Source organism: Pseudonocardia sp. OZ21 (genome assembly GCF_059359135.1).
Window position 1 is genome coordinate 19,315 of record NZ_JCADBN010000001.1, and the last position, 11,861, is coordinate 31,175.

14 protein-coding genes are annotated in these 11,861 nt (G+C 72.5%); 7 read left to right on the top strand and 7 right to left on the bottom strand.

Translation table 11 applies throughout. The features are described 5' to 3' along the window. The first annotated feature begins 91 nt into the window (after positions 1-91). Complete coding sequence (locus tag AC5L35_RS00105) at positions 92-1,261, top strand: mandelate racemase/muconate lactonizing enzyme family protein (protein WP_495057414.1); 1,170 nt, start codon at positions 92-94, stop codon at positions 1,259-1,261. Positions 1,262-1,319: 58 nt separating this feature from the next. Beyond that, positions 1,320-2,663, top strand: coding sequence for a cation:dicarboxylate symporter family transporter (locus tag AC5L35_RS00110; RefSeq protein ID WP_495057415.1), 1,344 nt, complete (start codon positions 1,320-1,322; stop codon positions 2,661-2,663). A gap of 70 nt (positions 2,664-2,733) precedes the next feature. Here the strand turns inward: AC5L35_RS00110 and AC5L35_RS00115 are convergent, their stop codons facing one another. Both AC5L35_RS00115 and AC5L35_RS00120 read right to left on the bottom strand, forming a co-directional pair. After that, positions 2,734-3,369, bottom strand: coding sequence for an alpha/beta hydrolase (locus AC5L35_RS00115; RefSeq protein WP_495057416.1), 636 nt, complete (start codon positions 3,367-3,369; stop codon positions 2,734-2,736). Then, entirely contained in the window at positions 3,366-4,322 is a 957-nt protein-coding gene (locus AC5L35_RS00120) for a ring-cleaving dioxygenase (protein WP_495057417.1), read from the bottom strand. Before AC5L35_RS00120 ends, AC5L35_RS00115 begins: the two co-directional genes overlap by 4 nt. 77 nt (positions 4,323-4,399) lie before the next feature. On the opposite strand from AC5L35_RS00120, the gene AC5L35_RS00125 reads away from it, so the two are divergent. Continuing rightward, positions 4,400-5,140: an HpcH/HpaI aldolase family protein gene (locus AC5L35_RS00125; protein WP_495057418.1), complete on the top strand. Its 741-nt coding sequence runs from the start codon at positions 4,400-4,402 to the stop codon at positions 5,138-5,140. 34 nt (positions 5,141-5,174) lie between these two features. Continuing rightward, positions 5,175-5,642, top strand: coding sequence for a group II truncated hemoglobin (locus tag AC5L35_RS00130; RefSeq protein WP_495057419.1), 468 nt, complete (start codon positions 5,175-5,177; stop codon positions 5,640-5,642). Here AC5L35_RS00130 and AC5L35_RS00135 read toward each other — a convergent pair. The 4 genes from AC5L35_RS00135 to AC5L35_RS00150 all read right to left on the bottom strand — a co-directional run bounded on the left by AC5L35_RS00135 (position 5,630) and on the right by AC5L35_RS00150 (position 8,722). Continuing rightward, positions 5,630-5,764, bottom strand: a complete 135-nt coding sequence (locus tag AC5L35_RS00135) for a hypothetical protein (protein ID WP_495057420.1) — start codon at positions 5,762-5,764, stop codon at positions 5,630-5,632. The genes AC5L35_RS00130 and AC5L35_RS00135 overlap by 13 nt on opposite strands. Before the next feature lie 281 nt (positions 5,765-6,045). After that, positions 6,046-7,293, bottom strand: a complete 1,248-nt coding sequence (locus AC5L35_RS00140; protein WP_495057421.1) for a flavin-dependent oxidoreductase — start codon at positions 7,291-7,293, stop codon at positions 6,046-6,048. Next, entirely contained in the window at positions 7,290-7,805 is a 516-nt protein-coding gene (locus AC5L35_RS00145) for a hypothetical protein (RefSeq protein WP_495057422.1), read from the bottom strand. The genes AC5L35_RS00140 and AC5L35_RS00145 overlap by 4 nt, the downstream gene beginning before the upstream one ends. A 122-nt stretch (positions 7,806-7,927) precedes the next feature. Then, positions 7,928-8,722 (bottom strand): IclR family transcriptional regulator, encoded by a 795-nt coding sequence (locus AC5L35_RS00150; RefSeq protein ID WP_495057423.1) that lies wholly within the window; start codon positions 8,720-8,722, stop codon positions 7,928-7,930. Between the two features lie 102 nt (positions 8,723-8,824). Between AC5L35_RS00150 and AC5L35_RS00155 the strand changes: the two genes are divergently transcribed. Genes AC5L35_RS00155 through AC5L35_RS00165 form a run of 3 tightly spaced genes read left to right on the top strand, consistent with a single transcriptional unit; the run spans position 8,825 to position 11,486 of the window. Then, positions 8,825-9,928 (top strand): cupin domain-containing protein, encoded by a 1,104-nt coding sequence (locus AC5L35_RS00155; protein ID WP_495057424.1) that lies wholly within the window; start codon positions 8,825-8,827, stop codon positions 9,926-9,928. Beyond that, positions 9,925-10,755, top strand: a complete 831-nt coding sequence (locus tag AC5L35_RS00160; RefSeq protein WP_495057425.1) for a fumarylacetoacetate hydrolase family protein — start codon at positions 9,925-9,927, stop codon at positions 10,753-10,755. The genes AC5L35_RS00155 and AC5L35_RS00160 overlap by 4 nt, the downstream gene beginning before the upstream one ends. Next, positions 10,752-11,486 (top strand): maleylpyruvate isomerase family mycothiol-dependent enzyme, encoded by a 735-nt coding sequence (locus AC5L35_RS00165; protein ID WP_495057426.1) that lies wholly within the window; start codon positions 10,752-10,754, stop codon positions 11,484-11,486. Before AC5L35_RS00160 ends, AC5L35_RS00165 begins: the two co-directional genes overlap by 4 nt. Positions 11,487-11,492: 6 nt before the next feature. Here AC5L35_RS00165 and AC5L35_RS00170 read toward each other — a convergent pair whose 3' ends face one another. Further along, the gene (locus AC5L35_RS00170) at positions 11,493-11,861 is read right to left on the bottom strand and encodes a VOC family protein (RefSeq protein WP_495057427.1); all 369 of its coding nucleotides are present in this window, start codon (positions 11,859-11,861) and stop codon (positions 11,493-11,495) included.

Here is an 11,861-nt window from a genome sequence, read left to right on the forward strand (position 1 = left end):
GCCCACCACTTCTGTCGAGACCACGTCGCCCTTGCGCTCGGACTCGCACGGAGCCTAGCGTCTCTCACATCTTATAAGTTACGAGGAGCTCATGAAGATCGTCTCCGTGCACGAGGGTGTCGTGCCGATCAGCTCGTCGATCCGCAACGCGTGGATCGACTTCAGCTCGATGGACTGCTCGATCGTCGCGGTCGTCAGCGACGTGGTCCGTGATGGTGAACCCGTCGTGGGGTACGGGTTCACCTCCAACGGTCGCTACAGCGCGGGGGAGATCCTGCGTCGGCGCATGCTGCCTCGGCTCATGCAGGCTTCCCCGGACGACCTCCTCGCCGACGACGGCACCTTTGTCGACCCGGCGAAGGCGTGGGACGTGATGATGCGGAACGAGAAGCCGGGCGGTCACGGTGAACGTTCGGTCGCGGTCGGCGCCGTCGACATGGCGCTGTTCGATCTCGCCGCGAAGATCGCCGATCAGCCGCTCTACCGGTTCCTGTCCGAGCACTACGGCGACGGCCGGCCCGACGAGTCCGTCTTCGTCTACGCCGCCGGTGGCTACTACGCGCCCGGCAAGGGCCTGCGCGAGCTGCAGGACGAGATGAGGGGCTTCCTCGACCTCGGCTACCGCGTGGTCAAGATGAAGATCGGCGGCGCCGGGCTGGCGGAGGACCTGCGGCGGATCGAGGCCGTGCTGGACGTCGTCGGCGGCGACGGGTCCCGGCTGGCGGTGGACGTCAACGGTCGTTTCGACCTGGAGACCGCCCTGGAGTACGGCCGCGCGATGGAGCCCTACGGCCTGTTCTGGTACGAGGAGCCCGGCAACCCGCTCGACTTCCACCTGCACGCCACTCTGGCCGAGCACTACCGGGGCCCACTGGCCACCGGCGAGAACCTGTTCTCGCTTCCGGACGCCCGCAACCTGGTGCGGTACGCGGGGATGCGGCCCGACCGCGACACCATCCAGGTCGACCCGGCCCTCAGCTACGGCCTGGTCGAGTACCTGCGCATCCAGGACATGCTGCGGCAGCACGGCTGGGACTCCCGCCGGTGCATCCCGCACGGCGGCCACCAGTTCTCCCTGCACATCGCCGCCGCGCTGAAGCTCGGTGGCAACGAGTCGTACCCCGGGGAGTTCAAGCCCGCCGGAGGCTTCGCCGACGGCGCCGTGGTGCGCGACGGGTACGTCGGCCTGACGGATCTGCCGGGGATCGGCCTCGAGGCGAAGGCCGAGTTCTACCCGGTGCTGCGCGAGCTGCACAGCTGACGCGCCTCGCCTCCTCCCCTGGCTGAAACGCCACACACTGCTGTGCAAGGAGTTCGGTATGTCCCAGTCGAACATCGCCGACCATCCGCCTCGGTCCCGCCCCGTCCGGCTGCTGGGTGAGCTGTGGTTCCAGGTGGTACTGGGTGCCGTACTCGGCATCGCCGTCGGCGTTCTCTTCCCCGGCTTCGGCGCCGCGATGAAACCTCTGAACGACTGGTTCATCGCGCTGGTCAAGATGATCGTCATCCCGGTCGTCTTCTGTGTCGTCACCACGGGTATCGCCGCGATGGAGGATCTGCGCAAGGCCGGGCGGATCGGGATCAAGGCGATCGCCTATTTCATCGTCTTCTCGCTGGTGTCGATGGTGATCGGCCTCGTGGTGGCCAACGTGTTCCATCCCGGCGCGGGGATGAACATCGACCCGGCCACCCTCGACGCGGGAAACATCCCCGGCGTGAGCGGAGGCGGACACGCGAGCTTCACGGACTTCGTGTCGAGCCTGATCCCGGAGTCGCTGTTCGGCGCGCTCACCGGGGACAACATCCTCGCGGCGCTGCTGGTGTCGATCCTGTTCGGTGTGGCGCTCAACGTCTCGGGAGAGCGGGCGCAGATCCTCACCCGGGGCATCGGGGCGCTGTCCGACGTCGTCTTCACGATCGTCTCGTGGGTGATGCGACTCGCGCCCATCGGTACGTTCGGAGCTCTGGCCACGGTGGTCAGCACCTACGGAGCAGCCAGCCTGCAACAGCTCGGCTACCTGGTGATCCTGTTCACCGCGACGTGCGTCGTCTACATCCTCGTGGTGCTCGGGGCGATCATGCGTGCGTGCCGGCTGAGCCTGTTCGGGCTCATGCGCTTCCTGCGGGCGGAACTGCTGGTCGCACTGAGCACCTGGTCGAGCGAGGCGGTGCTCCCGCAGATGGTGCAGAAGCTCGAGGCCCTCGGCGTCGGCCGCCCCGTCGTGGGCATCACGATTCCCGCCGGCTTCTCCTTCAACCTCGACGGCTCGGCGATCTACCTGACAATGGCCTCGCTCTTCCTCGCGCAGGCCGTGGGGATCGACCTGTCGTGGCAGCAACAGCTGACGATGGTCGGGATCATGATGCTGACGAGCAAGGGAACCGCCGGGATCGCCGGTGGTGCGTTCATCGTGCTGGCCAGCAGCATCACCGCCATCGGGCACGTGCCGCTCGCGGCGCTTGCGCTGATCGTCGGTGTCGACCGCCTGCTCAACGAGGGCCGGGTCTTCATCAACGTGCTCGGCAACGCCGTCGCGGCGATCGTGGTGGGGAAGTGGGAGAAGGACTTCGACAGCACCCGGGCCCGGGCCGTTCTACGGATGCGGCCGGAGGTGACCGGCGGCGACAGGTCGCCCGCGAGCTCCGCCGGAGCGGGTACCTGACTCCCGGGTTCAGGAAAGCCACTTTCAGGCCCGCACAGGGCAGGAAAGTGGCTTTCCTGAACTTCGGTGGTCAGCTCCCGGCCACGAAAGCGCGGAGGGCCGGGAGGGTCCGCGGGTCGATGCCATGGCCGCCGTCGTGCGGGAACTCCACCACCTCCGCGCCGTGGTCGCGCAGCTGCGCGACCAGGGTGCGGGTGTGGGCCGCGGTCGCCATCGGGTCGCGGCGGCCGTTGGACACGGCCACACGCTTCCCGGTGAGGTCGACGTCGGGGTCCGGCCCGTCGCGGAACGGCACCATCGCCGCCAGCAGCACCGCGCCGGCCAGCGCCTCCGGGCGGCGGAACAGCAGCGCGGACGCGATGTTCGCGCCGTTGGAGAAACCGACCGCGACCCACGACCCGGCCGCGACGTCGTGCTCGGTCTCCGCCGCCGCCAGGAACGCCGCCAGCTCGTCCACCCGCGCGCGCAGGTCGTCCTCGTCGAAGACGCCCTCCTGGAGCCTGCGGAAGAACCGCGGCATGCCGTTCTCCAGCACCGTGCCCCGGGGGGAGAGCACGGGGGCGTCCGGCGCGAGGTGGTCGCGCAGGGGCAGCAGGTCGTGCTCGTCACCGCCGGTGCCGTGCAGGAGCAGCAGCGGCGGGGCGGCGGTGCCCGGGACCCACACGTGCGGACGCGCCACGGCCGGGTGCCCCTGCGCGGCCGTCACGGCGTCACCGGGGCGTCGACGTGCAGCGGCGGGAGTGCCCGCGCGATCTGCTCACGGCTGGGCTCCAGCCACGGCGGCAGCTTCAGGGACCGGCCCAGTTCCAGCAGCGGCTCGTCGATGGCGAAGCCGGGCTGGTCGGTCGCGATCTCCAGCAGCACTCCCCCGGGTTCGTGGAAGTAGATGGAGGTGAAGTACTGCCGGTCGACGATCTCGGTGACCCGCAGGCCCGCCTCGACGAGCTCCCGGCGCCACCGGGCCTGGGTCTCCTGGTCGGGTGCGCGGAACGCGATGTGGTGCACGGTGCCACCGGCCTGCAGGCCCCGCGGGCGCGCGTCGGCGGCCACGTCGACGACGGCGCCTGCGCCACCCCCGGCCAGGGCGAAGCGGGCGCGGTCGCCGTCCTCGCCCTGCAGGTGCATCCCGAGCACACCCGCGAGCATCTCCGCGGTGGCGTCGGGCAGGCGCTCCGACATCGTCACCGAGTGCAGGCCGCGCACGGCGTGCTCGGCCGGGACGCCGGCCACGCCGTCCCAGCCCGAGCGGGTGTCGCCGGGAGCCGCGACGATGTCGATCACCATGCCGTCGGGGTCGCGCAGGGTCAGCACCTCCTCGCCGTCGCGGGTGCGCGGGCCGTCGAGCTCGAGCCCGGCACCGGTGAGGTGGCGCTGCCACCAGCCCATCGACTCCGGCGGCACGCTGAACGCGGTGGCCGTGGTCAGGCCGCTGCCCTGGCGCCCGGCGGGGACGCCCCGCCACGGGAAGAAGGTCAGGAGCGTGGACGGCGCACCCCGCGCGTCGCCGTAGTACAGGTGGTAGGTGTCGGGCGCATCGAAGTTCACGGTCTGCTTGACCAGCCGCAGTCCCAGCACCCGGGTGTAGAAGTCGACGTTGCGCTGCGGGTCCGACGCGATCGCCGTGACGTGGTGCAGGCCGTGCGGAGCGATAGTGCTCATCTCGTTCTCCCCTTCATCGACGGTGATAGTAGTTGCGAACGCAAGCAGATGTACATCTGTTCCCTAGAGTGCGACGGGTGAACGCTCTCCCTCTCGATCTGACCGCCGACGTCGTGGGCGGCTGGCTGCAGCTTCCCGGATCCGCCTCCGCCGAGCTCATCGGCTCGGTGGGCTTCGGGTTCGTGTGCATCGACCAGCAGCACGGCCTCATCGGCGACGACGCACTGCTCCCCATGGCCCAGGCGCTGGACTCGACCGGCACTCCGGTGGTCGTGCGGGTCACCGGCAACGAGGCAGGCGCCATCGGCCGGGCACTGGACCGCGGCGCCGCGGCCGTCATCGTGCCGATGGTCGACACCGCGGCCGATGCGGCCCGTGCCGTCGCCGCCTGCCACTACCCGCCCCGCGGCGGACGCAGCTACGGTCCGACGCGAGCGGCCTGGTCGCCCGGCCGGCCGGACCCGCTGTGCATCGTCATGGCGGAGACCCTCGCGGCGGTCGAGGCGCTACCCGACATCGCGGCGGTCGAGGGTCTGGACGCGGTGTTCGTCGGACCGTCGGACCTGGCGTTCAGCGCCGGCCTGCCGCCGAGCGCCCAGGTGGACGACCCGGGTTACGAACGCCTGCTGCGCGACGTCGTCGCCGCCTGCCGGGCGCGGGACCTCCCGGTCGGCATCTACTGCGCCTCACCGGCGCACGTCCACCGCTTCCGCGCGCTCGGGTTCACCTTCTTCGCCCTGCTGTCGGAGGCGGCGATGCTCCGCGCCGCGGCACTGGCGCATCTGGCCGACTCGCGGCAGGATGCCGCAGTGAACTGACAGCTGTAATGGCGTAATCAATGGAGAAGTCTCAGTGTCAACCACTCCCGTCCCGACCCTCTACGACTGGTGCGGCGGTTCCGCGGCCCTGCACCGCCTCACCGAGGTCTTCTACGACCGGGTGCTCGCCGACCCGGTGCTCGAACCCGTGTTCCGGCACATGGGGCCGGATCACCGCGACCACGTGGCCCGCTGGCTCGGGGAGGTGTTCGGCGGCCCCACCGACTACACCGACGAGCTCGGCGGCTACCCCGCGATGCTGCGCCACCACATCGGCCTCGGCATCACGGAGGAGCAGCGGGTGCGGTGGGAGACCCTCATCGCGTCGAGCGCCGACGAGGCGGGGCTCCCCGATGACCCCGAGTTCCGCTCCGCCTTCGTCGCCTACGTGGAGTGGGGCACACGCATCGCCCGGGCCAACGCGGCGCCGGACGCCACCCCCATGCAGAACGCGCCCACCCCGCGGTGGGGCTGGGGCGAGGCCCCGCCCTACCTCGGCTGATCGCGGGGAGCCAGCGCCGCCGACGCGCCTGCCGCGCGGGCGATGCTGGTGAGGTAGGCGATGCCGAGCTCCTCGAGCAGGTCGATGCCGGCCTGCCCGGGGCGCGTGTAGCTGTAGATCACCAGCGGCACCGACGCGGCCAGCGAGGACGGGCTACTCCCGCTCGCGTCCGAGCTGCTTCTGGCCGGCAAGCGTCGCCACGAGCACCACGGCGTCGACCTCCCCGCTGTCGGCGAGGATCCGCACGGTGGGTGCGGGCGTAGACGATGCCGTAGCGGGCGGTGTCCGCGCCGCTGATCCACCTCTTGTGCCCCGCCGATCCGGTGGACGTCGCGGGTCAACGGGGTCGGCCGAGATCTGTCCCGCCAGGTTTCCGCCGTCGGTGGAGCTCGTGTGCGGGAGCTCAGGGAGTGGGCAGCGCGTAGCCCGCCACGTTCTTGTACCCGTCGGAGATGGCGGCGAGCTCCTCGGTGCTGATCACGTCCTCGATGCGCTCGAAAGGCCGGTCGCCGCTGCGCCTGCTCACCTCGCGGAGGATCGCGTCCGGCGGGTTGGTGCGGTTGGTGCGCACCACCAGCGCCGTGGCGGGTCTGCGCTCGCTCTCGTAGGCCTGGAGCGCGGCGGCCACGTCCGGCTCCGCGACGAGGGCCCGCCGCAGCGCCCCGGCGTCGAGAACGGCCTGCCCGGCACCGTTCGAACCGCGCGGCACCATGGGGTGTGCCGCGTCGCCGAGCAGCGTGACGCGCCCGGCCGTCCACCAGGGCAGCGGCTCCTGGTCGACCATCGGGTACTCCAGGACGGTCTCGGACGCCTCCAACAGTGCGGGTACGTCCAGCCAGTCGAAGTGCCAGTCGGAGTACGCGTCGGCGAAGTCCGCGAGCTCGCCACGACGGACCCAGTCGCGCTCGCTGCGCTGCGGGGTCTGGCGCTCGGCCACCCAGTTGACCAGCTGCCGCCCCTGGCCGTCGACGTCGTCCCGGATCGGGTAGACCACGAGCTTGCCCCGGTCGAGCCACCCGATGCGCACCATGCTGCCGCCGGACAGGAACGGCTCCCAGGCGGCGACCCCGCGCCACATGGTCACCCCGGAGTAGCGCGGCGGGCCCTCCTCGGGGTGCAGCTGCCTGCGGATCGCCGAGTTGACCCCGTCGCAGGCGATCACCGCGTCGCCCCGGACCCGGACGACGGCACCGTCCGCGGTGCGGAACTCGGCGACGGCGACGCCGTCGGCGTCGCGGACCCCGGTGCAGGTGTGGCCCGTGACGACGGCGTCGGCGCCGAGGCGCTCGCGCACGGCCGACAGGAGCACGGCCTGCAGGTCGCCCCGGTGGATGGAGTACTGCGGGTCGGGGTAGCCGGCGAGGCGGCCGGCGGGCTCGCGGTAGGCGAGCTGGCCGAACCGGGTGAAGAACACCGACTCCTGCGTCAGCACGGCGGCCGCCGTGAGGTCGTCCTCGAGACCGAGCCGCCCGAGGACGGCCGCGGCGTGCGGCAGGACGTTGATCCCCACCCCGAGCGCCTTGATCTCGGACACCGACTCGTAGACGCGGCACGGGATGCCGGCGTCGTGCAGCTCGAGAGCCAGCACGAGGCCGGCCACTCCGGCTCCGACGATGACGATCTCGGGGTGACCGCGGTGCGTGGGGGTCATGACGGGGACCGGGCTCCTGTCGTTCGGGTGGTAGACCAGGCGGACGGACCGAGCTCGCGCAGGAGGCGCCGGGTGGTGGCCCAGCGCTCCAGGACGGCGTCCGGATCGGTGAGCCGGAAGCGGATGCCGGACTCGAGCACCGCGTACGGCGCCGTGTCGGCCCTGGCCTCCACGACGCGCCCGTCGACCACGGTCAGCGGCGACGCCGAGGACGCGAGCTCGCCGTGTGGCACGAGGGCGAGCAGCACGGTGTAGGCCACGCCGTCGACGACCGCGGTGAGCGTGCACCGTCCGGTTCTCGCCATGTTGCGGGTGGTGGTGCTCGCCGGCCACGTGGCGAGGCGGATGTGCTCGTGGTCCAGTACGACGATCTCGCCGACGCTCAGCAGCGCCTGGTGCGGGAACGCCTCCTCGGTGACGGTCAGCAGCTCCACCGTGAAGCCCACGTCGTCGTCCCGGTCCAGCACCTCGCGCAGTGCCTGCGGCACCGTCGGCTCGAGCCGGGTGCTCATCGGCCGGTCCGGTGGTGGTCCATCTGCTCCCCCTCCCGCGCGCGGGTCAGCGACGTCGGCAGCCCGCCGAACGTGAGCAAAACGCTACGAGCTGGTTCCTCGGAAAGGAAGGAGAGATCGTCCTATTCCGTACTGCGGAACCCCTTCCTCACGGATCCGGCGGCATGAGGGCGCCCACGGGCCGCGAGCTGCGCGGTGACGGCCGCCGTCGTGACCAGGAGGGGTCCGCTGAGCCGGTCGAGCGAACGGCCCTGTGCCCGCGAGCTGGGTGCGGCGATGACGATCGCGGCGACCGCACGATGGCGCCCCTCGCGCACGCACGCGCCCACCGCGCTGACCCCGCGCTCGGTCTCCTCGACGTTGCGCGCGTAGCCCCGCCTGCGGATGGCGTCGAGCTCGCGGCGCAGCACGCCCGCTGCCGGACCGGCCGCGTCCGGCGTGAGCGGCAGACCGCGTGGATACAGCTCCCGAAGCTCGTCGACGGTGAGCTCGGCGAGCAGCGCCTTCCCGCCGGACGTCAGGTGGGCGGGCATCAGGAGCCCGACCCGCGGGGCGACGCGCCAGGCGGGGCCGCCCTCCACCACCGCGACGAACCGCGCGCTCGCCCCTTCCAGCACCATCAGGTGCACGGTCTCGCCGACCTCGGCGGCGAGCGCCTCCAGGTGCGGGCGGGCGACGACCGCCACGGCCGCCGCTTCGGCGCCGGCCGACGGGGCCGCCGGCGTGCCGGGGAAGTACTCGTGCCGCACGTCCCGGCGGGCGAAGCCGTGCCGCACCAGCGTGGTGAGCAGCCGGTGCGCGGTGGACGGGGCGACGTCGAGCGCCCGTGCCGCGTCGCGCACCCGGAGCCGACCGCGGGCGTGCAGGAGCGCGAGCAGCTCCAGTACCCGGTCGGCGGAGCTCGGGCCGGGCGGCATCCCCGAGATTCTGCAGGACCGAATCTCGAGCGCGGGACGGGACGAGGCCCGTGGCGGTTCCTAGCGTCGGGAGAGACACCATGATCCGGAAGGAGCACCTCGATGACGAGCACCGACGCGCACGCCGTCGCCGAACCCACCGCCGAGGAGGCGGCGGCGCTCGAGCAGCTCTACGCCGACTTCGCCGCGGCCGACATGGCGCCGCTGTGGACCCAGCGGGCCGGGCTCATGCCGGAGACCCCGCAGCCCGCCGCTGTCCCGATGCTCTGGCGCTGGTCCACCCTCTACCCGCTGGCCGCCCGCAGCGGCGAACTGGTCCCGGTGGGACGCGGTGGCGAGCGGCGGGCGATCGCGCTGGCCAACCCCGGGCTCCCGGGCACGGCGTACGCCACGCCGACGCTCTGGGCGGCGATCCAGTACCTCGGCCCGCGTGAGGAGGCACCCGCGCACCGGCACGCGCAGACGGCGTTCCGCTTCGTCGTCGAGGGTGAGGGCGTGTGGACGAACGTGGCGGGCGACCCGGTCGCGATGCGCCGCGGCGATCTCCTGCTCACGCCGGGCATGCACTTCCACGAGCACCACAACACCACCGACCACCCGATGGCCTGGGTCGACGGCCTGGACATCCCGCTGGTCCGCCAGCTCGACGCCGGGTTCTTCGAGTTCGGCCCGGACGAGCTCGATACCCGGGCCACGCCTGCGGCGTCGCGCAACGAACGGCTGTGGGGACATCCCGGGCTGCGGCCGATCGGGGCGCCGCCCGCGCCGGCGTCGCCGCTCATGGCCTACCGCTGGGAGCACACCGACACCGCACTCGCGGCCCAGATCGAGCTGGAGCGGGAGGGGCACCCCGGTGTGGTCTCCCCCGGGCACGCCGCCGTCCGGTTCAGCAACCCCGCCACCGGCGGCGACGCCCTCTCGACGATGCGCTGCGAGATGCACCGGCTCGCTCCGGGCGCCCGGTCGGCCACCAGGCGCGTGGCCGGTTCGGCGGTGTGGCAGGTGTTCTCCGGCTCCGGGGTGGTGACGGTCGGCGCGCAGCGGTACGAGGTCGCGACGGGCGACCTGTTCGCGGTGCCGTCCTGGGCCCCGGTGACGATCACGACCGACGACGGCCTCGACGCGTTCCGGTTCGGCGACGACCCGGTCTTCGAGGCGCTCGGCCTCTCCCGTACCGCCGTCGACGACGAGCAGGAGCAGGCATGAGACTCGCCACCGTCCGCACCGCCGAGGGCACCCGCGCCGTCCGCGTCGAGGACGGGGACGCCGTCGACCTCGGCCATCCGAACCTCGGCGCGCTCCTGCGCCGGCCGGACTGGCGGGCCGAGGCCGCCGCTGCCGACGGCGCCCGCCACGACCTGGCCACGCTGGACTACGCGCCCGTCGTCCCGTTCCCCGAGAAGATCGTGTGCGTCGGGCTGAACTACCGCGCGCACATCCTGGAGATGGGCCGCGAGCTCCCCGACGTTCCCACGCTGTTCGCGAAGTACGCGCGCTCACTGATCGGCGCCTTCGACCCGATCACGCTCCCGGCCGGGTCGGAGCAGGTGGACTGGGAGGCCGAGCTCGGCGTCGTGGTCGGGGCCGAGGTGCGCCACGCCAGTCCGGAGCAGGCCGCGGCGGCCATCGCCGGGTACACCGTGGTCAACGACATCACCGCGCGGGACTATCAGTACCGGACGCTGCAGTGGCTGCAGGGCAAGACGTTCGAGGCGAGCACGCCGGTCGGGCCGTGGCTGGTCACCACCGAGGACGGCTCGGTGCCCGGCGAGCTCAGCTGCACCGTCGACGGCGAGCTGGTGCAGAAGGCCGACACCGGTGACCTCGTGTTCGACGCCGCCGCGCTGGTCGCCTATGTGTCGTCGATCATCACACTGGTTCCCGGCGACCTGATCGCCACCGGCACCCCCGGTGGCGTCGGCCACGCCCGCAAGCCACCGCGCTACCTCGGGGCAGGCTCCGAGGTCGTCACCCGGGTCGAGGGGGTCGGCGAGTGCCGCAACACCTGCCGCGTCGAAGGCGCGACCGCGTGAGCACCCTCGACCCACCGATCCGGCACGACGTGCTGACCACCGGTCGCTGGCTGGGCACGGGCACCGCGTTCTTCGCGACGGCGCTGGAGCGGGTACCGGACGGCGGGTTCCGCGCGCCGTCCCGCCTCCCGGGCTGGACCCGGGCCCACGTCACGGCGCACGTCGCCCGCAACGCCGACGCCCTGCGCCGCCTGCTGGCCTGGGCCGCCACCGGCGTCGAGACCCCGATGTACGCCGACCGCGCCCAGCGCGCGGCGGAGATCGAGGAGGGGGCCGGGGCACCGGACGCAGAGCTGCGCGTGGACGTCGCCCGCACCGCAGCGCGCCTGGACGCGGCGATCGCCGGGCTCCCGGACGAGGCCTGGCGGGCCGAGGTCCGCAGCGCGCTGGGACGGCGGATCCCGGCCGCCGAGGTGCTGTGGATGCGGGTGCGGGAGGTCTGGCTGCACGCGGTCGACCTCGACACCGGCGCCCGGGTCACCGAGCTGCCGGTGGAGGTGGTGGAGACGCTGCTCGACGACGTGACGGGCGCGTTCGGCAGCCGGGACGGCACACCAAGGCTGGAACTGGTCGCCACCGACCGCGACCGCCAGTGGCGGGTGGGCGAGAACGGCGGCGCCGTGCGTGTCAGCGGGGAGGCCGCGGCGCTGCTCGCCTGGCTCACCGGCCGGTCCGGCGGCACCGAACTCGGGTGCCCCTCCGGGTTACCCTCGCTGCCTGCCTGGCTCTGAGGGAGCTCACCCGGAGCGCGGGGGCAGCACGCAGAACTCGTTGCCCTCGGGGTCGGCGAGCACCACCCACGGGTGCTCTGGCGCGTCCACCACCCGCGTGGCGCCCAGCCGCACCAGCCGCTCGGCCTCGTCCTCCTGCGACCCGGTCGCGGGGGCGATGTCGAGGTGCAGCCGGTTCTTCCCGGCCTTGGCCTCGGGGACGGGCTGGAAGACCAGGATCGGCCGCCCGTCGCCCGTGCCGATCTCGACGTACTCCACCTGATGGGCGTCCCGCCATCGGCCGCGCACCTCGGCGCCGAGTGCCGCGCACCAGAACTCGGCGCACCGCTCGGCGTCGAGACAGTCGACCGCCACGGCCACGACTTCGCTAAGCAT